The 22,485-nt window shown below is 71.9% G+C and carries 15 protein-coding genes; 9 read left to right on the top strand and 6 right to left on the bottom strand.

What is annotated here, in order from left to right:
• Positions 1-4: 4 nt before the first annotated feature.
• A complete protein-coding gene (locus DB32_RS10605) occupies positions 5-1,438 on the bottom strand; it encodes a serine/threonine-protein kinase (protein ID WP_053232305.1) in 1,434 nt (477 codons plus the stop codon).
• 230 nt (positions 1,439-1,668) lie between these two features.
• Between DB32_RS10605 and DB32_RS10600 the strand changes: the two genes are divergently transcribed.
• Positions 1,669-3,057, top strand: coding sequence for a sigma 54-interacting transcriptional regulator (locus DB32_RS10600; protein ID WP_053232304.1), 1,389 nt, complete (start codon positions 1,669-1,671; stop codon positions 3,055-3,057).
• 66 nt (positions 3,058-3,123) lie between these two features.
• Positions 3,124-4,488, top strand: a complete 1,365-nt coding sequence (locus tag DB32_RS10595) for a sigma-54-dependent transcriptional regulator (RefSeq protein ID WP_053232303.1) — start codon at positions 3,124-3,126, stop codon at positions 4,486-4,488.
• A gap of 155 nt (positions 4,489-4,643) precedes the next feature.
• Here DB32_RS10595 and DB32_RS10590 read toward each other — a convergent pair whose 3' ends face one another.
• Both DB32_RS10590 and ada read right to left on the bottom strand, forming a co-directional pair.
• On the bottom strand, positions 4,644-5,066 hold the full coding sequence (locus DB32_RS10590) for a hypothetical protein (protein ID WP_157068934.1): 423 nt from the start codon (positions 5,064-5,066) through the stop codon (positions 4,644-4,646).
• 14 nt (positions 5,067-5,080) lie between these two features.
• Positions 5,081-6,136: a bifunctional DNA-binding transcriptional regulator/O6-methylguanine-DNA methyltransferase Ada gene (gene ada / locus DB32_RS10585; protein WP_053238760.1), complete on the bottom strand. Its 1,056-nt coding sequence runs from the start codon at positions 6,134-6,136 to the stop codon at positions 5,081-5,083.
• A 334-nt stretch (positions 6,137-6,470) separates the two neighbouring features.
• Between ada and DB32_RS10580 the strand changes: the two genes are divergently transcribed.
• Positions 6,471-7,235 (top strand): SDR family oxidoreductase, encoded by a 765-nt coding sequence (locus tag DB32_RS10580; RefSeq protein WP_053232302.1) that lies wholly within the window; start codon positions 6,471-6,473, stop codon positions 7,233-7,235.
• Positions 7,236-7,307: 72 nt separating this feature from the next.
• On the opposite strand, the gene DB32_RS10575 is transcribed toward DB32_RS10580, so the two are convergent.
• The gene (locus tag DB32_RS10575; RefSeq protein WP_169791405.1) at positions 7,308-9,350 is read right to left on the bottom strand and encodes an ankyrin repeat domain-containing protein; all 2,043 of its coding nucleotides are present in this window, start codon (positions 9,348-9,350) and stop codon (positions 7,308-7,310) included.
• 365 nt (positions 9,351-9,715) lie between these two features.
• On the opposite strand from DB32_RS10575, the gene mmsA reads away from it, so the two are divergent.
• The 4 genes from mmsA to upp all read left to right on the top strand — a co-directional run bounded on the left by mmsA (position 9,716) and on the right by upp (position 14,385).
• On the top strand, positions 9,716-11,197 hold the full coding sequence (gene mmsA / locus DB32_RS10570; RefSeq protein WP_053232300.1) for a CoA-acylating methylmalonate-semialdehyde dehydrogenase: 1,482 nt from the start codon (positions 9,716-9,718) through the stop codon (positions 11,195-11,197).
• A gap of 13 nt (positions 11,198-11,210) precedes the next feature.
• Positions 11,211-12,464, top strand: coding sequence for a GTP cyclohydrolase II (locus DB32_RS10565; protein ID WP_053232299.1), 1,254 nt, complete (start codon positions 11,211-11,213; stop codon positions 12,462-12,464).
• Positions 12,461-13,687: a URC4/urg3 family protein gene (locus DB32_RS10560; protein ID WP_053232298.1), complete on the top strand. Its 1,227-nt coding sequence runs from the start codon at positions 12,461-12,463 to the stop codon at positions 13,685-13,687. Before DB32_RS10565 ends, DB32_RS10560 begins: the two co-directional genes overlap by 4 nt.
• Before the next feature lie 65 nt (positions 13,688-13,752).
• Positions 13,753-14,385, top strand: a complete 633-nt coding sequence (gene upp / locus DB32_RS10555) for a uracil phosphoribosyltransferase (RefSeq protein ID WP_053232297.1) — start codon at positions 13,753-13,755, stop codon at positions 14,383-14,385.
• A gap of 54 nt (positions 14,386-14,439) precedes the next feature.
• On the opposite strand, the gene mscL is transcribed toward upp, so the two are convergent.
• Positions 14,440-14,844, bottom strand: coding sequence for a large conductance mechanosensitive channel protein MscL (gene mscL / locus DB32_RS10550; RefSeq protein ID WP_205627042.1), 405 nt, complete (start codon positions 14,842-14,844; stop codon positions 14,440-14,442).
• 80 nt (positions 14,845-14,924) lie between these two features.
• On the opposite strand from mscL, the gene uvrA reads away from it, so the two are divergent.
• A complete protein-coding gene (gene uvrA / locus DB32_RS10545) occupies positions 14,925-17,819 on the top strand; it encodes an excinuclease ABC subunit UvrA (protein ID WP_083457297.1) in 2,895 nt (964 codons plus the stop codon).
• A gap of 993 nt (positions 17,820-18,812) precedes the next feature.
• Here the strand turns inward: uvrA and DB32_RS10540 are convergent.
• Entirely contained in the window at positions 18,813-19,907 is a 1,095-nt protein-coding gene (locus tag DB32_RS10540; RefSeq protein ID WP_157068933.1) for a YihY/virulence factor BrkB family protein, read from the bottom strand.
• A gap of 354 nt (positions 19,908-20,261) precedes the next feature.
• Between DB32_RS10540 and DB32_RS49045 the strand changes: the two genes are divergently transcribed.
• Positions 20,262-22,433, top strand: coding sequence for an SEC-C metal-binding domain-containing protein (locus DB32_RS49045; RefSeq protein WP_240481188.1), 2,172 nt, complete (start codon positions 20,262-20,264; stop codon positions 22,431-22,433).
• The last annotated feature ends 52 nt before the right edge of the window (positions 22,434-22,485 follow it).

Raw genomic sequence — 22,485 nt, 5'->3', positions numbered from 1 at the left:
GAGATCAGAACGCGCCGTCGTCGGCGATCGGCACGCCGTCGATCAGCTCGTGGCGAGCGCGCGGCGCGGCGCGCGCTCGCGCGCGAGGCGTGGACGACGGTGCGGACCGTACCTCGCGAGCCGGCGCTGCCGTCGCGGGGACGACTTCGAGCGTCGACGCGGCGCGCACCTCGACCGGCGGAGGCACGACCTCGATCGCCGGCGCTGGCGCGACCTCGGCCGCCGGCGGCGGCGCAGCGGCCGCAGGCACCGGGACCATCGGCGCAGGCGACGCGACGCCCTCGGGCTCCGCGGACGTCATCCCGAGCGCGGCCGCGATCGCCGCCGCGATCACCACCACCGCGCCGGTCGCGACCCAGCGCATCGCGCTGCGGGGCGCCGCGACGCGCGCCGGCGTCGATGCCGCGTCCACGGCATCGGCGCGCCGCTTCGCGGACGACGCGGTGGGCGCCTCGGCGAACGTCACCTGGATCGCGGGGACCACGCCCGCCGGCGCGATCGGCCGCGGGATCGGCCCGTCGTAGGCGACGCGCACCGTCTCCGCGAGACCGCTCGCGTCGACCAGCGCGGCGCGCGGCGCGGCCTCGACGAGCGCCTGCCTCAGCTCGAGCGCGCTCGCGTACCGCTCGCGCGCGTCGTTCGCGAGCGCCTTCGCCACCACGCGCTCGAGCGCGGGATCGATCCCCGGCGCGAGCTCGCCGAGCCGCGGCGTCTCGGGCCCGCGGATCAGCTCGCGCAGGACGTCGACGTCGCCGCGCTCGCCGAAGAAGCGACGCGCCGCGAGCATCTCCCAGAGCACGATGCCGAGCGCGAACACGTCGGTGCGGCGATCGACGCGCTCTCCGCGCGCCTGCTCGGGCGACATGTAGCGCGTCTTGCCCTTGAGGACGCCGCTCTCCGTCTCCTGCGCGCGCCCGCGTGCCTTCGCGATGCCGAAGTCGATCAGCTTCACGTGGCCCTGCTCGGTCACGAGCACGTTCGACGGGCTCACGTCGCGATGCACGAGATCGAGCGGCTCGCCGTCGTCGCCGCGCGTCTCGTGCGCCGCGTGCAGACCCTCCGCGACCGCGATCGCGATGCGCACCGCGACGTCGGGCTCGATCCAGCGCCCGGCGCGTCGCAGTCGATCGAGGATCTGCGAGAGCGACGCGCCGTGCACGTACTCCATCACGAGGAAGTAGCGGCCGCGCTCTTCGCCGAGCTCCTCCACGTGCACCACGTTGGGGTGGACGATGCGCGCGGAGAGGCGCGCCTCGTCGACGAACATCCGGCGGAACGACTCGTCCTCCGCGAGGTGCGGGTGCACGAGCTTGATCGCGACGTCGCGCGCGAAGCCCGCCGGACCGACGCGACGCGCGAGGTAGAGCGCCGCCATCCCGCCCGAGCGCAGGTGCGTGACGATCTCGTAGTGCGCGACCCGATCCCCCGGCTGGAGCACGGAGCCAGCCTACAACGCGGAGCGCACGGTCGCAGCGCGATCACGCGCCGGCCCCGCGCGCTGCCACCACGATGCGCCATGCGTCGCTCACCTCCGTCGCGATGCCGGCAGCAACGCGCGTGCCTCGCGCCGGGGGCGCACGACGCGCGCGACGCACGTGGGCGGCCCACTGGGCGTCGCGCCCGTGACCCTTTCTGGCTCGAATGACGCACACTCCTCGTTCGGAACCGATGGGCTGGGACGAGGACCGCACCGATCAGAGCAGTCGACGCGCGCCCGCGGCGCGTCCTCTCGTGGCCACGCTGGTCGTGCTGCACGGCCCTCGCGGCGTCGCCGAGCCCCGAACGGTCGTGCTGTCGCCGGGCGAGACGACGATCGGACGCGCGGCGGCGCCGCGCACGATCCAGCTCGAGGACGCGCGCGTCTCGCGGCGGCACGCGCTCGTCGAGGTCTCGCCGCGCGGCGCGGTGCTGCGCGACATGGCGAGCTCGCACGGGACGTTCGTGGGCAGCGCGCGGATCGAGACGCCGCGCGTGCTCGCCGACGGCGACGTGATCCGCACCGGCGACTCGTTCCTGCTCTTCCGCGTGCGCCCGCTCGACGCGCCCGACGCGCCGATCGCGGGGCTCTCCGGGAGCGCGCCCGCGATCGCGCAGCTGCGCTCGAAGATCGCGCTGGTCGCGCCGACCGACGTCAACGTGCTGGTCATCGGCGAGAGCGGCACGGGCAAGGAGCTCGTCGCGCAGGCGATCCACGAGATGAGCGCGCGGCGCGGGCGCTTCGTCGCGGTGAACACGAGCGCGATCCCCGAGTCGCTCGCGGAGAGCCACCTGTTCGGCCACGCGGCGGGCGCGTTCACCGGCGCGAAGACGTCGCACCCCGGCTACTTCGAGCAGGCCGCGGGCGGCACGTTGTTCCTCGACGAGATCGGCGAGATGCCGCTGCCGCTCCAGGCGAAGCTGCTGCGCGTCATCGAGGAGCGCGCGGTGGTGCCGGTCGGGGCGACCCAGCCGCGCGCGGTCGACGTGCGCATCGTCGCTGCGACGCACCGCTCGCTCGAAAGCGCGGTCGAGCGCGGCACGTTCCGCGGCGATCTCTTCGCGCGCCTGTCCGACGTGCTGCTGCGCACGCCGGCGCTGCGCGAGCGACGCGAGGACGTGCTCCCGCTGCTCGCGCGCACGCTCGGTCCGCACGCGCCGCCGCTCGATCCCGATCTCGTCGAGGCACTCCTCCTCCACGGCTGGCCGTACAACGTGCGCGAGCTGATCAAGATCGCGACCGAGCTGCGCGTGCTCGGCGCGGGGAGCGCGACGCTCGACCTCTCGATGATCGCGTCGCGCCTCGGGCGCCGCGTCGACACCGGGCCGCTGCTCGCGCCGAGCGCGATCGACGAGCCCACGCAGGTCACGGCGAAGGCCGACACGCGCCCGCCGCCGCGCGAGCCCGAGCCCGAGCCGCGCGACGCGCCCTCGCCGGAGGTCGTCTCGGCGCTCTATCGCGAGCACGAGGGCAACATCTCGCGCATCGCCCGCGCGCTCGGCCGGTCACGCCGTCAGGTGCATCGCTACCTCGAGGCAGCGGGGCTGCGGAAGAAGGGCGACCCCGACGACGAGACCTGAAAGATCCTTCGGGTCCTCCGCGGCACGCCTTGCAGCGACGTCGCGCGCGGCGGACGATGCGCGACCGTGAGCAAAGCACGCGTCCTGGTGGTCGACGACGATCGCGCCGTCGGTCTGGTCCTCGCCTCGTTGCTCAAGCAAGCAGGCTACGAGTCGCACCACGTCGCGAGCGGCGAGGACGCGCTCGCGGCGCTCGCCTCGCGCGCGATCGACGTCGTGATCTCCGACGTGCGCATGCCGGGGATGGACGGGATGGAGCTGCTCGGCGAGGTGAAGCAGCGCACGCCCGACGTGCCGGTGCTGCTGCTCACCGCGCACGGATCGGTGCCGCTCGCGGTGGAGGCGATGAAGGCGGGCGCGGCCGAGTTCCTGCTCAAGCCCTTCGATCGCGACGAGGTGCTCTTCACGGTCGAGAAGGCGCTCGCGACGAACGCGCGCGTCGCCGCGCGTCCGCCCGATGCCCCGGTGCGCGGCGAGGGCCAGGTGCTCGGCGACTCCGACGCGATGCGCGAGACGATCGCGCGCCTCAAGAAGGCCGCGCCGACCGTCGCGACCGTGCTGCTGCGCGGCGAGAGCGGCACCGGCAAGGAGGTCGCGGCGCGCACACTGCACGGCTGGTCGCCGCGCCACGCGGGCCCCTTCGTCGCGGTGCACTGCGCGGCGCTGCCCGACAACCTGCTCGAGAGCGAGCTCTTCGGGTACGAGAAGGGCGCGTTCACCGGCGCGACGCAGCGCAAGCCGGGGCGCGTCGAGCTCGCGCAGGGCGGCACGCTCTTCCTCGACGAGATCGGCGACATCAGCCCCGCGGTGCAGGTGAAGCTGCTGCGCCTCCTGCAGGAGAAGGAGTTCCAGCGGCTCGGCGGCACGAGCGCCGAGAAGGTCGACGTGCGCTTCGTCGCGGCGACGCATCGCGACCTCGAGGCGATGGTCGAGGACGGCACGTTCCGCGAGGACCTCTTCTATCGACTGAACGTGGTGCCGGTGTGGATGCCGCCGCTGCGCGAGCGCGGTGACGACGTCGCGCTGCTCGCGAATCGCTTCTGCGCGGAGCTCGCGGATCAGAACGGGCGCGCCGGTCTTCGCTTCGCGGCGGACGGGATCGCGGCGCTGCGCGCGCACGACTGGCCGGGCAACGTGCGCGAGCTGCAGAACCTCGTCGAGCGTCTCGTGGTGTTCGCCGAGGGCGACGCGATCCGCGCGAGCGACGTCGAGCGCGAGCTCGGCGCGCGCAGCGCGCGCAACGGGCGTCCCTCGGGCAGCCCGGCCCCGATCGACGCGGGCACGCTCGACGCGCACCGCGTCGAGGCCGAGAAGGGCGCGATCCGCGACGCGCTGGCGCGCGCGCAGGGCAATCGGACCCAGGCCGCGCGCCTCCTCGGGATCAGCCGGCGCACCCTCTACAACAAGCTCGCGGAGCTCGGCCTCGAGTGACGCGGAGCTGCGCTCGAGCGGCTCCGATCATCGAGCATCGAAGATGCTCGAACGAGAGAAGGAGCTGAGATCGTGGCCTGAGCGCGACGGCTACGACGTTCGAGCATCGAAGATGCTCGATCCAAAGTCGCAGCAGACGCGCTCAGTCCACGATCTCAGCGCATTCGGCGCAGCTGGAACTCGGTGCAGCCCGGGCCGTCGACGCGGCCGCGCATCACGCCCTGCGCGACGTCGAACGTCCCGCTCATCGCGACCATCACGTAGCCGCGCGGCTGCTGCACCCAGCGCTCGGGCACGAGCTGGACGACCTCCGAGGTCGCCGAGAGCAGGCCCGTCATCGTGTAGCTGCCGCTCGGCACGTCGGGGTTCTCGGGCACCGCGTAGAACGAGAACGTCGCGGACACCCGATCGGCGCCGACCGGCCGCACCGTGAGCGTGAGCCCGGTGACGCCCTGCGCGCAGACGTAGCGACCTTGCCAGACCGACTCGTTCGGCGGCAGCGTCGGTCCCTTCGCGAGCGCCAGCGCGGGAACGAGCACGAACGTCACGACCACGAGCGCAGCGGCGAGTGCTCTCATGCCGATCGTTGGTATCACGACTCGCGTCGTAGCAGCTCGCGCTTGCGCTCGACGCCCCAGCGGTAGCCCGAGAGCTCACCGTCGCGGCGCACCACGCGATGACACGGGATCGCGACCGCGAGCGGGTTCGCGGCGCACGCGCCCGCGACGGCACGCGCGGCGTCGGGCATCCCGATCGCACGCGCGACGTCGGCGTAGCTCGCGGTCGTGCCCACCGGGATCGCGCGCAGCGCGGCCCACACGCGCTGCTGGAACGCGGTGCCGCGTACGTCGAGCGGCAGATCGAGCCCGACGCGCGGCGCCTCGACGAGGCCGACCACGCGCGCGACCCACGCGTCGAACTCGCGCTCACCGGCCTCGAACGTCGCGTGCGGGAAGCGCTCCTGCAGCTCCGCCGCGAGCGCGTCGGGATCGTCGCCGAGCAGGATGCTGCACACGCCGACGTCGGTCGCCGCGACGAGGATCGCGCCGAGCGAGCACGCGCCGATCGCGAAGCGGATCGTCAGCGAGCGCGCGCCCTCGCGGAACGCGCTCGGCACCATCCCGAGCATCGCGTCGCTGTGCTCGTAGAAGCGCCCGCTCGAGCGGAACCCCGCGGCGTACATCGCGCTCGTCACCGACGCGCCGCGCGCGAGCTCGCTGCGCACGCGCTCGGCGCGACGTGCGCGCGCGTACGCCTTGGGCGTCACTCCGGTGATCGACTTGAACACGCGCTGGAAGTGGAAGCGGCTCATCCCGGCGGAGGCCGCGAGCGCATCGAGGTCGTGCTCGCGATCCGCGTCGTCGAGCACGCGACAGATCTCCGCGATGCGCGCGGCCTGGCGTTCCGCGGGCGAAGCCTCGCCAGGACGACATCGCCGGCACGCGCGGAACCCCGCGCGCTCTGCCTCCGACGCGCCGCGATGGAACTCGACGTTCTCGCGCCGCGCGAGCCGCGACGCGCACGAAGGGCGGCAGTACACGCCGGTCGTGCGCACCGCGTAGACGAACGTTCCGTCGGCCGCGCGATCTCGCGCGACCACCGCAGCCCAGCGCGCATCGTCCTCGGTGCCCATCACGACAGCATCCATGACGTGACTCTGCGGCTCGCCCGCGTCGAACGGCACTCCGGATCTTGCTCGAGAATTTCCGGACCGCTGAGGAGAGCAGGAGGAGAAGGAACACCACGTCGAAGCGTCTTCCCGTCGACCCACCGCGCGACGAAGCGCCTCGACCAGGAGTTCCTATTCCCGCGCGGCTCGCAACGTCGAGTCGCAAGCGGGCACGGCACCGTGGTCTGCCTTCTCCTCCTGCTCTCCTCGAAAATTGCTCGGCAACATCCGGAGCGCGCCCCACGAAGCGCCTCTCCAGATTGGCTCCCACGCGACGAGGCGAATCGATCCCTCGCGCGCACCAGGAGTCGTCATGTCCGCACTGTTCCAGAAGGTCGCCATCGTCACCGGCGCGAGCTCCGGCATCGGCCGCGCAGCCGCGAAGCTCTTCGCGCGCGAAGGCGCGAAGCTCGTCGTCACCGCGCGGCGCGCGCACGAGCTCGAGACGCTCGTCGCCGAGATCCGCGACGCGGGCGGCGAGGCGATCGCGTTGCCCGGAGACGTCACCGACGAGCGCCACGCCCGCGCCCTCGTCGAGCTCGCGGTCGATCGCTTCGGCGGGCTCGACGTCGCGTTCGACAACGCCGGCGCGAGCGGCGCGCTCGGGCCCACGAGCGAGATCTCGCTCGACGGATGGAAGCGCACGATCGACACGAACCTGACCAGCGCGTTCCTCCTCGCGAAGCACCAGGCGCCTGCATTGGTCGCGCGCGGCGGAGGCTCGCTGATCTTCACGTCGACGTTCGTCGGTCACACCGTCGGGATGCCCGGCATGGCCGCGTACGCCGCGAGCAAGGCGGGCCTGATCGGCCTCGTGCAGACTCTCGCGGTCGAGCTCGGCGCGCAGGGCGTGCGCGTCAACGCGCTGCTCCCCGGCGGCACCGACACGCCCGCGTACCGCGCGATGAACGCGAGCGAGGACGCGCATCGATTCGTGAGCGGGCTGCACGCGCTCGGTCGCGTCGCGACCCCCGACGAGATCGCGCGCGCGGCGCTCTGGCTCGCATCGGACGCGTCGTCGTTCCAGACCGGCACCGCGATGCTCGTCGACGGCGGCATCTCGATCCGTCGCGCCTGATCGGTGCCCTCGCCCGAGCGGCCGGATGGCTCGGGCGAGGGCCTCACTCGCGTGACCGACGACGCCTGGTGCTCACGAGCGCCGGCGCTTCGACGACCGCCCGAGGCGCGACGCGAGCGCCACGAGAACCTCGCGATCGCGCGCATCGAGCGTGCCATCGCCGTCGTCGTGCACGACGACGGCGAAGCGCTCGACGGCCTCGGGCCACACCCCGCGCAGCACGAGCCCGATCCGTAGGCCGTCCCGGAGCGTCTCGTACGCGCACATGAAGGCGCCGCGCTCGGCGCACCAGGCGTCGACGTCGCCGTCGCGCTCGGCCGCGACGCTCCCGTCGGAGGCGTGCTCGATCGCGGCCGCGGGCCCGACCGCGAGCACCCGCGCGCCGAGCGCCCGTGCGATCGATCCCGCCTCGCACGCACGCGGCACGGGGTGAGGGACCACGACGGTCCACGGATTCCCGCGCCAGCCGACGATCGCGTCCCATCGCGCGGCCCACGGCACCGTCGCGTCGGGCATGTCCACGAACGACCGAATCGCCCGCCCCGCGCGCGCCTCCGCGACCGCCGCGACCGGAGCGTCGACGAAGTAGAGGACGCGCTGCGCGCCGTGCTCGCGGGTCGCTGCCACCCCCCGAGCGCGCTCGGGATCGACGTTGCGACTGCGATGCTTCACCTCGAGCGAACACCCGCGCGGAGCGCCGCCAGCGAGCCGGTGGGCGCCTCGCAGCAGCGCTCCGAGCTCGGCGCACGCTGCGGGCAGCGCCTGCTCGACGTGGTCGACGAGCTTGCGCGCATCGGTGAAGCGCTCGACGAGCAACCTCGCGGTCGCGTGGCGATCGAGCCCCGCCGCCGACTGCAACATCGGAGCGGCGTACGCTCCGCGCCCTCGGCTCACGATCGCCGCGGGGTCGGCACCCGCGTCGAGCAACACGCGCACGAGATCCTCGCGCTCCGCACCCAGGAAGTTCGACACTGCGTGCTCGAGCCATCGCTCGAGGTGCTTCTTCGCACGACCGGGCGACGTCGCGAGAGCGCGCAGGGTCTCGACCATGCCGAGCTCGAGCGAGAGCTCGGCGAGCGAAGCGTCCTCGACCCGGAGGGACTCGGCGCGCGCTCCGAGCTCGCCGCGACGCACGAGCGCGGCGACCTGCACGTCGACGCCCGCGATTCGCTCGCGAGGGTACGGGGCCCGCGACGCTCGCGACCGACTCTCGCCGGAGAGGGGCACGACATCGCCGGCCGCAGCTCCGAGCAACCGCGCGATGCTGGCGTCGTACGCCCCAACGGCAGTCGCACGACCGACGCGGGGCGGCTCCGCGAAAGGCCGCTCGCGCGCCAGCTGCGCGAGCAACGCGATCGCATCCGCTGGGCGCTCGGAGCGTGCGCCGAGGTGCGCCGAGAGCCATCGCTCGATGGAAGCGAGCTCCGCGTCGCGGGGTCGCATCGCGCGCGCGAGCTCGAGCGCGCTGGTGCCGTCGACCTCGGCCCGCGGATCGGCGCCGCCTCCGACGAGGAGCTGCACACGCTCGAGGCTCCCTGCCCCCGACGCGATCGCCGCGTGCAGCGGCGCCGCGCCCGCGTGATCGCGCACGTCCACGCGCGCCCCGGCGTCCAGGAGCGCCCTCACGACGTCGGTCCCGCCGCCCGCATGGAGCTGCGCGAGCAGCGGCGTCGCGCCCTCGTCGTCGCGCGCATCGACGTCGGCGCCACGCGAGACGAGCACACGCACGAGCTCGGCGTTGCTCGGACCCCGCGTACGCACGTCCACGCTGCGCGCGACCACGGCGTGGAGCGGCGACTGATCTCGCTCGTCGAGCACGCGCGGATCGGCGCCGCGGTCGAGCAACGAGCGCACGACGTCGACGACGTCCGCGCCGGCGTAGAGCGTCAGGATCGTGTGGAGCGCGGGACCGTGCGGCGGGTACTCGACGTCGGGATCGATCGCCGTCGCGAGGAGCTCGTCGAGGGTCGCGCGGTCGCCGGCAGCGAGCGCGAGAACGAAGCGCTCCTCGTCGCGCTGCGAGAGAGAGCCGACGCGGATCGATGCGCGCGCGTCGTCGACGGCCGTCTCCGCGGGCGCGCCGTCGTCCTCCGACGCGACCTCGCCGTCGGACACGAAGCCCGCCTCCTCACGTACGCTCGTCCGATCCTCGATGCGCCACTCGCGCTCGTCCGCGGAGGGCACACGACGCGAGCGGACGATCGGTGCAGCGCCGTCGTCCTGCAACCATTCGTCGACGAATGGTGGGTCCGAGCGGATCCCCCACCGTCGCTGCGAGCTCGTGCGGTGTCGGTACACCAGCCAGTCGGGTCGAGCGTCTCTCGGCACGCGCGCAGGCTACCACCGCGTTTCCCAAGGGCGCCTGACGACGCAGCGCGTCGTGGACCTCGGCCCTCGACCCGTGCGAGAGTGCTCGTTTCCGCTCCGTTTCGTACTCGGCGGAGCGGGCCAATCGCACGGGGAGCGAGGGGACCGAACGAATGAAGCTGGTGGACGTACCGGCGGCGACCATCCGTTGCCGAAACCTGATCGCGGGTGAGTGGCGCGACGCATCGAGCGGCGAGACGCGCGACGTCGTGAGCCCGTACACGGGCTCCGTCGTCGGCACCGTGCCGATGTCGAGCGCGAGCGACGTCGCAGCGGCCGTCGAGTCCGCGCACCACGCGTGGCAGTCGTGGCGCCGCACGCCGCTCAAGGAGCGCACGCAGCTGCTCTTCCGATATCGCGAGATCCTGCTCCGCGACCTCGATCTGCTCTCGCACCGCGCCGCGCTCGAAGCGGGCAAGACCGTCGAGGAAGCGCGCGCCGGGATCATGAAGGGCATCGAGGTCGCGGAGTTCGCGCTCTCGCTCCAGAACCTCGACGACGGCGGCGCGCTCGAGGTCAGCCGCGGCGTCACGTGCGAGGTGCGTCGCGAGCCGCTCGGCGTCTGCGTCGGGATCACGCCGTTCAACTTCCCGGCGATGGTGCCCATGTGGCTCTACCCGATCGCCGTCACGCTCGGGAACGCGTTCATCCTCAAGCCGAGCGAGAAGGTCCCGCTCACCGCGGTCCTGCAGGCCGAACGGATGCTCGAGGCGGGCTTCCCGAAGGGCGTGTTCTCGCTCGTGCACGGCGGGCGCGAGACCGTCGAGGCGCTCGTCGATCATCCGCTCGTCGCGGGCGTCGGCTTCGTGGGATCGAGCGGCGCCGCGCGCGCCGTCTACACCCGCGCGTCGAACCGCGGCGCTCGCGCGCTCTGCCTCGGCGGCGCGAAGAACGTCCTGATGATCACGCCCGACGCCGATCCCGACGTGACGATCCCGGGCGTCGTCGCGTCGTTCACCGGCTGCGCGGGACAGCGCTGCATGGCGGCGTCGCTGCTCGTCGCGGTCGGCGACGTCGATCACCTGATCGACGGCATCGTCGAGCGCGCGTCGCAGGTCCGTCTCGGCCGCGACATGGGCGCGATCATCGATCACGGCGCGCGCGAGCGCATCGTGCACGACATCGATCGCGCCGTCGCCGAGGGCGCGAAGCTGCGCCTCGACGGACGCGCCCCCGAGGCGCCCGAGGGCTACGCGCAGGGCGCGTGGCTCGGCCCCACGATCCTCGATCACGCGCGCGCCGACATGGAGTGCGCGACGAAGGAGCTCTTCGGGCCGGTCATCACGATCGTGCGCGTGAAGAACCTCGAGGAAGCGCTCGCGATCGAGGCGAGCGGCACCTACGGCAACGCATGCAGCGTGTTCACGTCGTCGGGCGCGGTCGCGCGACACGTCGCGGATCGCGCGACGAGCGGGATGATCGGCGTGAACGTCGGCGTGCCGGTGCCGCGCGAGCCGTTCTCGTTCGGAGGCACGAAGACCTCGCGTTACGGCGCGGGCGACGTCACCGGCCGCCAGGGCGTCGAGCACTGGAGCTGGCTCAAGAAGATCACCACGAAGTGGCAGATGCAGGGAGACGCCACGTGGATGTCGTGAGGGGGAGCGACGAATGACCACCGAGAACAAGCCGAAGTCGCGCAAGCACATCCAGCTGACGTCGCATCCGACCGGCGAGGTCGCGATGCCGATCCGCTGGGGCAACCCCGAGCCGCGCCAGCGCGGCCCGGTGATCGCGACGCTCTCGAAGCCCGAGCACCGCAACGCGATCGGCACGCACTCGGGCGCGTACGCCGTCTATCGCGCGCTCGCGGTCGCCGCGGGATCGCTGCAGGCGGATCATCGATCCGACCTCACCAACACCGCGCCCACCGATCGCTTCGGACCGCACGCGCAGTGGGGCGATCCCGAGCGCATCGTGTCGATCGATCCGTTCGGCGCGGTCGTGCAGGAGGTCTTCGCGGAGCAGATCGCGCAGGGCTTCGACATCCGCCCGACGATCGCGGTCACGAAGGCGCACCTGCAGATGCACGAGCTGCGGGACGCGATGGACAAGGGCCGCCTCCACGCCGACGGCACCGTGCTCAAGGCGAGCGGCGACGTCGTCGTGACCAAGGCCGCGATCGAGCCGGTGTGGTGGCTCCCCGGCATCGCGAAGCGCTTCGGCTGTGACGAGCACACGCTGCGGCGCACGCTCTTCGAGCAGACCGGCGGCATGTTCCCCGAGCTCGTCACGCGCCCCGACCTCGACGTGTTCCTGCCTCCGATCGGCGGGCACACGGTCTACGTGTTCGGCGACCCGAGCAAGCTCGGCAGTCGAGAGCACTCGCTGACCTGCCGCGTGCACGACGAGTGCAACGGCTCCGACGTGTTCGGCTCCGACATCTGCACGTGCCGCCCGTACCTCACGCACGGCATCGAGGAGTGCGTGAAGAGCGCGCAGGAAGGCGGCGTGGGCCTCGTCGTCTACAACCGCAAGGAAGGCCGCGCGCTCGGCGAGGTCACGAAGTTCCTCGTCTACAACGCGCGCAAGCGCCAGGAGGGCGGCGACAGCGCCGCGCAGTACTTCGCGCGCACCGAGTGCGTCGCGGGCGTGCAGGACATGCGCTTCCAGGAGCTCATGCCCGACGCGCTGCACTGGCTCGGCATCACGAAGATCGATCGCTTCGTGTCGATGTCGAACATGAAGCACGACGCGCTCACGCGGAGCGGCATCGAGATCGGCGAGCGCGTGAAGATCCCCGACGAGCTCATCCCCGCCGACGCGCGCGTCGAGATGGAGGCGAAGATGGCCGCGGGCTACTACTCGGCGGGCGAGGTCGTCACCGACGAGCGCCTGCGCGAGACGAAGGGACGCGCGCTGTGAGCGAGAGCGACATCGCGCTCCTGCGCTCGCCGTCGACCATCCGCGCACGCTGCCGCGCGATCCTCGACGCCGGTGTGCGCGGCGAGCTCGCGCAGCTCGACGTGCGCCTCGATCGCATGGACGCGGTCGTGGCGCGCGTGGTGCGCGTCACGCGCGCCGCGTACCCGGATCTGCGCATCCCCTATCACAGCCGCTGGGGGCACTTCCGCGCGGGCAAGGTCGATCGCGTCGCGTCGTTCGATCGCGAGATCGCGGCGCTCGATCGCGACGAGCAAGCGCGCGTGCGCTTCGAGCTCGCGATCACGAGCGTGCTGCTCGACGCCGGCGCAGGCACGAAGTGGCGCTACCACGAAGCGTCCAGCGCGCGCGACTACGATCGCAGCGAGGGCCTCGCCGTCGCGAGCTTCCACATGTTCCGCGACGGGCTCTTCAGCGGCGATCGCCGCTCGATGCGCGCCGACGCGGAAGGGCTCGATCGCGTGGACGCAGCGACGCTCGCGCGCGGCTTCCACGTGAGCGACGCGAACCCGATGGTCGGCCTCGACGGGCGCGCCTCGCTCCTCGCGCGTCTCGGCGCCGCGATGCGCGCTGCACCTCGTCTGTTCGGTGCCGATCATCCGCGCCTCGGCGGTCTCTACGATCACCTCCGCGCGCAGGTCGATGCGAACGGCGAGCTCCCCGCGCGCCTCGTCCTCGCCGCGCTGCTCGAGGGTCTCGCGCCGATCTGGCCGGGGCGCATCGAGCTCGGCGGCGTGAACCTCGGCGACGTCTGGCGTCACCCGCACGCGGGCGGCGAGGGGCTCACGAAGGGCCTCGTGCCCTTCCACAAGCTCTCGCAGTGGCTCGCGTACTCGCTCGTCGAGCCGCTCGAGCACGCGGGCATCCGCGTCACGTCGCTCGACGAGCTCACCGGCCTCGCCGAGTACCGCAACGGTGGTCTCTTCGTCGACGAGGGCGTGCTCGCGCCGCGTCGCGCCGAGATCCTCACGAGCCCGCACGCGCCCGGCGACGAGGTGATCGTCGAGTGGCGCGCGCTCACGGTCGCGCTGCTCGACGAGACCGCGACGCGCGTGCGCGCGGCGATCGGCAAGAGCGCCGCCGAGCTCCCGCTGTGCAACGTGCTCGAGGGCGGCACCTGGGCCGCGGGCCGCGAGATCGCGCGCGAGAAGCGCGAAGGCGGCGGCCCGCCGATCCAGGTCGTGTCCGACGGCACCGTGTTCTGAACCGCACCGTCTCCCGAGCAGCTCCGAGTTCTGAAACAGTCGTTCAACAACTGTCGCGAGGCTCCATGTCCCCCGAGGTCCACGTCGTCTCCCACCCGCTCGTGCAGCACAAGCTCTCGCTGATGCGCCGCGAGACCACGAGCGTCAGCCAGTTCCGCCAGCTGCTCGAGGAGATCAGCATGCTCCTCGCGTACGAGCTGACGCGCGACTTCCCGCTGTCGACCGAGCGCATCAAGACGCCGATCGCCGAGATGGACGCGCCGGTGATCGAGGGCAAGAAGCTCGTGATCATCTCGATCCTGCGCGCCGGTGACGGCTTCCTCACGGGCATGCTCCGCGTCATCCCGTCGGCGCGCGTCGGTCACATCGGGCTCTATCGCGACCCGAAGACGCTCATGGCCGTCGAGTACTACTTCAAGGTGCCGGGCGACCTCGCGGACCGCGACGTCATCGTCGTCGACCCGATGCTCGCGACCGGCAACTCGGCGGTCGCCGCGGTGGATCGCATCAAGAGCCGCGGCCCGAAGTCGATCAAGCTGATGTGCCTGCTCGCGGCGCCCGAGGGCATCAAGACGCTGCACGAGACGCACCCCGACGTGCCGGTGTGGACCTGCGCGGTCGACGAGAAGCTCAACGAGAAGGGCTACATCGTCCCGGGCCTCGGCGACGCGGGCGATCGTCTGTTCGGCACGAAGTGATCACGCGCGGCGCTCACCGTGTGGAACGCGCGGTGAGCGTCGCTCCGAGCTCGATCACGCCGTGGTCGTCGGCGTGCGCAGCGCGTCACGGATCTGCACGAGCACGTCGTGGTCGGTCTCGACCCGTGCAGCAGGTGTCGGCCGGCGCAGCGCGTTCACGCCCTTCACCACGAGGAAGAGCGCGGTGCCGACGAGCAGCAGGCTCACGAGCGCGGTGAGGAACACGCCGTAGCGGATCGGCGTGCCGTTCAGCTCGACCGCGAGGTCGTCGAAGCTCGGCTCGCCCACCGCCGCGGCGACCAGCGCCATGAGGATGCCCTCGGTGAACGCGGTCACCACGCGGGTGAACGCCGCGCCCATGACGAACGCGACCGCGAGGTCGAGCACGTTCCCGCGGAGCAGGAAGTCGCGGAGCTCCTTCAGCATGACGATGTAGATGGGCTCCACACGTGCTCCCACCAGCCGCGGCAATCCTGACAGCACACTGTCAGAGAACATGCGTTCAGCAGCCGATCACCCGTGCTAGATCGGGCGCGCCCATGCCGCCCCGCCGCGCTTCCCGCCCTTCGACCTCCACGCCCAACCACTCGAAGCGCTCCGCCGCCGCGCGCGAGCCCGACACGATCGAGATCACCGGCGCGCGCGAGCACAACCTCCAGGTCGATCACCTCTCGATCCCGAAGAACGCGCTCGTCGTGTTCACGGGGCCGAGCGGCTCCGGCAAGAGCTCGCTCGCGTTCGACACGCTCTACGCCGAGGGCCAGCGCCGCTACGTCGAGTCGCTCTCCGCGTACGCGCGCCAGTTCCTCGGCCGCCTCGAGCGACCCGCGGTCGAGCGCCTCAAGGGCCTCTCGCCGACGATCGCGATCGAGCAGAAGAGCGCGACGAACAACCCGCGCTCGACGGTCGGCACGATCACCGAGATCCAGGACTACCTGCGCGTGCTCTGGGCGCGCGCAGGGCGACAGCACTGCGTCGAGTGCGGCAAGGAAGTGCGCGGCCGCAGCACCGACGAGATCGTCCGCGACGTCCTCGGCATGCGCGAGGGCGCGAAGTTCCTCGTGCTCGCGCCGCTCGTCACCCATCGCAAGGGCGAGTTCCGCGATCTCTTCGAGGGCCTCGCGTCGCGCGGCTTCGCGCGCGTCCGGGTGAACGGCGAGATCCACCGCCTCGATGCGCCGCCCACGCTCGACAAGAAGCGGAAGCACGACATCGAGCTCGTGGTCGATCGACTCGTCGCCGACGCAGCGTCGCGCTCGCGCATCGCGGAGGCGGTCGAGCTGGGTCTCAAAGAAGGTCAAGGAGAGCTGACCATCGAGCCGGAGGGCTCGGACAAGCTCACGTTCAGCGCGTCGCGCTCGTGCTGCGGTCGCACCTATCCCGAGCTCAGCCCGCAATCGTTCTCGTTCAACTCGCCGCTCGGCTTCTGCAGCGCGTGCAACGGGCTCGGCACGCGCACCGAGATCGATGCGGACCTCGTCGTGCCCGATCGCACCAAGTCGATCCGCGAGGGCGCGATCGCGCCCTGGGCGACGTCGGTGGAGCGCGGCGAGGGCTGGACGTTCCGCATCATCGAGGCGATGAGCGAGGCGACCGGCGTCGACCTCGACGTGCCCTTCGGCAAGCTCCCGAAGAAGCTGCAGGAGACCGTCCTCTACGGCATCGAGGGCAAGAAGATCCGCGTCACCTGGGGCCAGGAGGGCAGCGAGTCCCACGGCTCGTGGGGCATCAAGTTCCACGGCGTGATCCCCACGCTGATGCGCCGCTATCGCGACACGACGAGCGAGCGCATGCGCGAGCACTACCGCCAGTACATGCGCGACGTCGCGTGCGACGCGTGCGACGGAAAGCGCCTGCGCCCCGAGTCGCTCTCGGTGAAGGTCGGCGGCCGTGGCCTCGCGGAGATCACGAACAGCACGGTGCGCGACTGCGCTCGTTGGTTCGAGGAGGGGATCACGCTCTCGAGCCACGACGCGCGCATCGCCGAGGGCGTGCTGCGCGAGATCCGATCGCGCCTCGGGTTCCTCCTCGACGTGGGCCTCGAGTACCTCACGCTCGATCGCGCGGGCCCGTCGCTCTCGGGCGGCGAGGCGCAGCGCATCCGCCTCGCGTCGCAGCTCGGCAGCGAGCTCTCGGGCGTGATGTACGTGCTCGACGAGCCCTCGATCGGCCTGCACCCGCGCGACAACGAGCGCCTGATCGCGACGCTCCGTCACCTGCGCGATCTCGGCAACTCGGTGATCGTCGTCGAGCACGACGAGGACACGATCCGCACCGCGGATCACGTGATCGACTTCGGTCCCGGCGCCGGCCACCTCGGCGGTCGCGTGGTGTTCGAGGGCGCGCCGAGCGAGCTCGCGACGGCGAAGGGCAGCATCACCGCGGACTACATCACCGGCCGCAAGAAGATCGAGGTGCCCGCCAAGCGCCGCAAGCACGAGCACGCGATCACGGTGCGCGGCGCGCGCGAGCACAACCTGAAGAACGTCGACGTGAGCTTCCCGCTCGGCTGCCTCGTCGCGGTCACGGGACCGAGCGGCGCGGGCAAGAGCTCGCTGGTCGACGGCATCCTGCTCCCGGCGCTCGCGCGCGCGCTGCACAACGCGACCGAGCCGGTCGGCGTGCACGATCGCATCGAGGGCCTGCAGCACGTCGACAAGGTGATCGCGATCGATCAGCGCCCGATCGGTCGAACTCCGCGGAGCAACCCCGGCACGTACACCAAGGCGTTCGACGAGATCCGCAACATCTTCGCGCAGCAGCCGGACTCGCGCGCGCGCGGCTGGGAGGCGGCGCGCTACTCGTTCAACGTGAAGGGCGGCCGCTGCGAGTCGTGCCAGGGCGACGGCGTGGTGCGCGTCGAGATGCACTTCCTCAGCGACGTGTACGTCCCGTGCGAGGTGTGCGGCGGGCGTCGTTACGACAGCGAGACGCTGAGCGTGAAGTACAAGGGCAAGAGCATCGCGGACGTGCTCGACACGAGCATCGCGGAGTGCCTCGAGCTGTTCTCACCGTACCCGAGCCTCGCGCGCGTCCTGCGCACGCTGACCGAGGTCGGTCTCGGCTACGCGAAGATCGGCCAGCCCGCGCCGACGCTGAGCGGCGGCGAAGCGCAGCGCGTGAAGCTCGCGAAGGAGCTCGCGCGCACCCAGACGGGCCGCACGCTGTACCTGCTCGACGAGCCCACGACGGGCCTGCACTTCGAGGACGTGCGCCACCTCCTCGAGGTGCTCGCGAAGCTCGTCGAAGCCGGCAACACGGTGGTCGTGATCGAGCACCACCTCGACGTGATCAAGTGCGCCGACTGGGTGATCGATCTCGGCCCGGAGGGCGGCGATGCGGGAGGCCGCGTGATCGCGACGGGCACGCCGGAACAGATCGCGAAGAACAAGGCGAGCGTGACCGGCAAGTGGCTCGCGCCGCTCTTGAAGTGAGCGATTCCCGCTGCGGAGAGCAGGAGGAGCTGGCGAGAGGACGAACGGCTCCCTCGCCCGCAGCTCGACGTGCGCCCACGTCGCGTCGGTGAACGGGCAGACCCGGCCCGCCCGGCGAATCTCCCAGATTCGACCCCCGACTTCAGGATCGTCCGGCGAATCTCCGAGATTCGTCCCCTGGATTCAAAATCCACCCACCGAATCTCCGAGATTCGACCCACGATTCCAGAATCGCCCAGCCAATCTCCGAGATTCGTCGCCTGGATTCAAAATCCACCCACCGAATCTCCGACATTCGTCCCCTGGATTCAAAATCCACCCACCGAATCTCCGACATTCGACCCGCGATTCCAAAATCGCCCAGCCAATCTCCGAGATTCGTCCCCTGGATTCAAAGTCCACCACCGAATCTCCGACATTCGACCCGCGATCCTGCGGACGATCGAAGCCCGCGGTTCGGCTGCCGATGCCCAAGGCCAATCGGAATCCGCTCCACGATGCCCGAAGGGCGAGTCCGAAAATTCGGCTCCACGATGCCCGAAGGGCGAGTCCGAAAATTCGGCTCCACGATGCCCGAAGGGCGAGTCAGTCCGCGTGACGAGCGAGGTCGCGAAGCGCCCTCGCGCGTCACGCGTCCCTCCACCACACCGAGGACCGCTCATCCCTCCCCGCGCGGCCGAAGCGCTACCAGCCGGGGCGCGGGGTGGGGGCCCGCGCGCAGTTGCTGCTCGACCCGCTCCTTCGTCGCGGGTCGAGCATTGCGCTCACGCCCGGCCGCCGCTTCGCGTCGTCCGTGCTTCGCGTCCGCAGCGCCCACCAGCCGCCGTCACAGCAGCGAATGCGAGTCAGCGCGGTCGCGAAGCGCCCGCGCTGGCGAGAACCCCGGCCATCGACCTCCACACCGCGCAGCAGGACGCAATCGCGAGGACTGTCCGAGCACGGGCCCCCACCCCGCGCCCCACACCGAAGCCTCCTCCGCGCGCGGCGATCAGCTCAGCTCACATGAGCGACCCACCACAAGAGCACCCAGGCAATCACCCCGCTCGTCCCGACCAACCCCAACCGCGCGACGAGCTCCACCGAAGCCCCGACCAGCCGCCGCCGCCGCAACCGCCGATCGAACTCCGTCTCGATCGCCTCCACCGCGCGCGCCACGAGCCCCTCGCGATAGGGCCCTTCCTCCGCGGGCATCGCGCCCAATCGCGCGAACACACGCCCGCGCGGCTTCTCCACGAGCGACCCATCCGACGCGCGCCATCCACGCGCGTCGATGCGCACCACCGCGCCGTCCTCGTCGTGCGCCACGAGCACGCGGCCTTCGCGCCGCGCGAGCACGAACGGACGCAGATCGCGCAGCCCCCACGACGTGCGCGTCAGGCGCGCGAGCTCGATGGCCGCCGGGAGCGTCGTCAGCACGCACGCCGCGGTCAGCGCGATCCCGAAGAGCGCCCACGCCGGCGGCATGCACGCGCACCCGATCGACGCGAGCACGATGAACGGGAACACCACGCGCGACTGCATCCACCACGCGTCGGGCCGCACACGATCGCGCGCATCGGGCCGCGCGATCCCGCGCGGGAGCGAGCGCAGCCGCGCCGCGAGCGGCTCGAGCCCGCGCGTCGTGCACGCGCGATCGGGCTGCCACTCGGGGAACGCGCCCTCGCTCGTCAGCATCGAGATGCAGCGCCCGTCGTCGTCGAACACGTGCGCCCACGCGATGCGCGCGTCGCGCGTCCCGAGCTCGGCGCGCGCGCGCTCCCACGCGATCGCGGTGCGCACGTGGAAGCCGTCCCACTCGACGATCCCCCAGTCGTCCCAGCTCACACGGAGCCTGCGCGACGCCACGCGTCGCACTGCGACGAAGAGCAGCGCCCACATCACGCTCGCCGGCACGAGCGCGCGTAGCGCATCTCCCCAGCGCGGCCCCTCGGAGGCGAACGCGCTCGACTCGCCCGCGATCGCCCAGATGGCGATCGGCACGCCGATCATCGTGGCCAGCCCCGCTCCTCCGAAGAGGGCGAGCATCCACAGCGGCGCGGGCTCGTGGAGCTCGAGCTCGCCCAACACCCCGGCGTCGTCTCGGTCCATCTCGAACAGCATGGGTGCCGACCCGCCGCGCGTCACGCGGTCACGAGCCCTCGCGCGATCTGCGCGCGATGCGTCCACGCGCGAGATCGACGTCGTGCCGCGTTGGCCGCGCTCGTGCTCCCACACGCTCGCACGACGCTTGCGTTCCGTCCTCGAGGTCACCATCGAAAAGACACGACGGTGCGGTCGCCCACCGTACCGCGCGTGTCGCGGCGCCTCGGTTCGCGGCGGTCCGTCCGCGAACCGGCAACCTTCGAATCGGCCCGCTGGCCGATTCGACAGCTCCCGAAATGCGGAGTGCGAACGCGGTGTTGGGACGGGCATCCGATGACCGTGCATGTCAGGAATTCCCAGTTGGCTCGACCCCGAAAGACGGCCCGCGCGAAGGCCACCGAGTCGACCGAGGTCGCCGTGCGCGACGCGTCGGACGTCAGCACCGCGCGTCCCATCGTGGAACGCGCGCCCGCGGACCCCGCGCTGATCGCGCGCGCGCGCAGCACGCCGCTCACGCGCGACGGCATCGCGGAGCTCGCGCGCGAGAGCGAGAGCGCGCTCGAGGCAGCGCTCGCCGAGACGCTCGACCGGCGCGACATCAAAGCCGCCACCGCGCTCGCGTTGGCGCTCGCGGCGGCGGATCGAACGCTCGATCCCGCGCTCGTCTCGCGCCTCGTGCCCGACGTCGATCAGCGTGACCTCGTTCCATCGCTCCTGCGCGCCTGCGGCGACTCGCCCCAGGCGCGCCTCGACGTGATGCGTCAGGCGCTCGAGCGCGGGCAGCTGAGCCACGACCGCGAGGCGATCGTCGCGTTCGTCGCGTCGCAGCTGCTCGGCGATGCGCCGTGGCCCGCGCCGTGGCCCGGCCTGTTGCGAACGCTCGCGCGCCAGCGCCTCGGCACCGAGGCAGGCGTGCTGCTCGGCACCGTCATCCAGCGCGCGGCCGACTCGCACCTGACAGCGGTCGGTCAGGAGTGGGTGGACCTCGCAGGCCGCAGCAACGCCGAGGAGATCTCGAAGTTCTGGCTCGAGGGTTGGACGCAGCCGGTGCTCGAGATCCTGCCCGAGACGGAGCCGCCGCGCGTCGTCGCGGGCTACACCGTGCGCAAGGCGCAGGAGCGCCCGGGCCGCAACGACCCGTGTCACTGCGGGAGCGGCAAGAAGTACAAGAAGTGCCACGCGACGCAGGACGACGCGCAGGATCGCGTCGCCGATCAGCCGCTCGTCGACGCCGCGCGCGTGAGCGCGACCGACGTCGACGGCATGCGCATCCAGGAGGTGCTCGCGCTGCCCTTCGAGCGGCTCGCGCGGCCCGCGCTCGTCACCGCGATCCGCCAGCTGCGCGCCTACCACCGCTGGGAGGACGCGGAGCGGGCGCTCGACGTGCTCGCCGCGATGCCGAAGGAAGGCGACGGCAGCGACGTCGAGCACCAACGCGAGGATCTCATCGAGGAAGCGCTGCGCATGCGCTGCCTCGACGTGCTCGATCGCCAGCTCGCGAAGGTGAAGGACCGCGAGGCGCTGCAGTCGCGGGTGCGCGCCGGGATCGCGTGCGCGCGTCCGAGCGACAGCACGGTCGCGGTGCTCGACGAGCAGGCGCGTCGTGGCCTGCACGGAGACGCGGACGCGATCGCCGACGTCGCGTACGCACTGCTCGATCACGCGCCCGCGCTCGGCATCCTGGTCGCGCGCGGGGCGCTCGATCCGGAGCACGTCGAGGCGAGCGACACGATGCTCGACGAGATCGAGCTCGCGCGTGATCGCCTCGAGCTGCCGCCGGGCGATGCGTACGGACCGCTCTACGACGAGTGGGTCGAGGGCCGGAAGGCGGAGAGCGCGCGCAGCGAGGCCGAGGCCGCGGAGATGACGCGGGTGCGCGCCGAGCTCGAGCGCGCGGAGTCCGAGGTCGACGCGCGACAGGCGCAGGTGGTCGCGCTCGAGCACGAGATCCGCGAGCTCCGCGAGCGCCTCGATCGCTCGATGTCGGCGGTGCAGCGCGAGCATGCGGGCATGCCGCACGATGCGGTCGCGGCGGCGTATCGCACGGCGGAAGAGCATCGCCAGCGGCTCGCGCGCAAGGTCGAGGAGATGAAGTCGCTGCTCGCCGAGGGCAACGCGGAGCGCGCGTCGCTGCGCGAGCGCGTCGCGGAGCTCGAGGCGGCGCGCACGGCGGCGTCGCGCAGCGACAGCGACAGCGCGGAGATCGCGCTCGGCCCGGCGGACGACGGCGGCTCGAGCGACGAAGCGACGATGCCGGTGCGCATCCCGGTGTTCGATCCGCGCGCGATCGAGTCGCTGCGCGAGCTCCAGCCGAAGACCTCGCGGCAGGCGGTCTCGATCGCGGGCCGTCTCGCCTCCGGCGACCGCGCCGCGTGGCGCGACGTGAAGCGGATGCAGGGCATGGAAGGCGTGTGGACCGCGCGTGTCGGCATCCACCATCGCCTGATCTTCACGGTCGACGAGGACCAGCTCGACGTGCGCGACGTCGTCACGCGCGAAGCGCTGCTGACGACGCTCGAGCGCTACCGCTGACGAGGCCGCGCCCGACGTGCTCGTGTGCGTCACGAGGATGGCCCGATTCCAC

The organism is Sandaracinus amylolyticus (assembly GCF_000737325.1).
GTDB lineage: Bacteria > Myxococcota_A > Polyangia > Polyangiales > Sandaracinaceae > Sandaracinus > Sandaracinus amylolyticus.
This window is presented reverse-complemented; position numbering and strand designations above follow the sequence as displayed.